This is a genomic window from Shewanella sp. 30m-14, from assembly GCF_052977125.1.
The window spans coordinates 1-740 of sequence record NZ_JBRILW010000060.1 but is presented as its reverse complement, the minus strand read 5'-3'; the positions used below and the strand labels follow the sequence as shown (position 1 = coordinate 740).

Sequence of the window (740 nt, the reverse complement as noted above, 5' to 3'; positions counted from 1 at the left end):
ATAGCTCACTAGTCGAGTCGGCCTGCGCGGAAGATTTAACGGGGCTAAGCAATACACCGAAGCTATGGGTACTAGTGTTTACACTAGTGCGGTAGAGGAGCGTTCTGTAAGCCGTTGAAGGTGAAGGGGTAACCCACACTGGAGGTATCAGAAGTGCGAATGCTGACATGAGTAACGATAAAGGGGGTGAAAAACCCCCTCGCCGAAAGACCAAGGGTTCCTGTCCAACGTTAATCGGGGCAGGGTGAGTCGACCCCTAAGGCGAGGCCGAAAGGCGTAGTCGATGGGAAACGGGTTAATATTCCCGTACTTCTGCTAACTGCGATGGAGAGACGGAGAAGGCTAGGCTAGCGCGGCGTTGGTTGTCCGCGTTTAAGGTTGTAGGTTGTGTTCTTAGGCAAATCCGGGAACACGCATTAAATTGCAAGACTGAGAACTGATGACGAGTCACTAAGGTGATGAAGTAGTTGATGCCATGCTTCCAGGAAAATCTTCTAAGCTTCAGGTTAGTAGGAATCGTACCCCAAACCGACACAGGTGGTCGGGTAGAGAATACCAAGGCGCTTGAGAGAACTCGGCTGAAGGAACTAGGCAAAATGGTACCGTAACTTCGGGAGAAGGTACGCTCTTAGCGGTGATGGGACTTGCTCCTTAAGCTGCCGAGAGTCGCAGATACCAGGTGGCTGCAACTGTTTATCAAAAACACAGTACTGTGCAAACTCGCAAGAGGAAGTATACGG

The 740-nt window shown here is 50.8% G+C and carries 1 rRNA gene; it reads left to right on the top strand.

The features are described from left to right. A 23S ribosomal RNA gene (locus ACVBIU_RS20480) occupies positions 1-740 on the top strand; the annotation flags it as partial.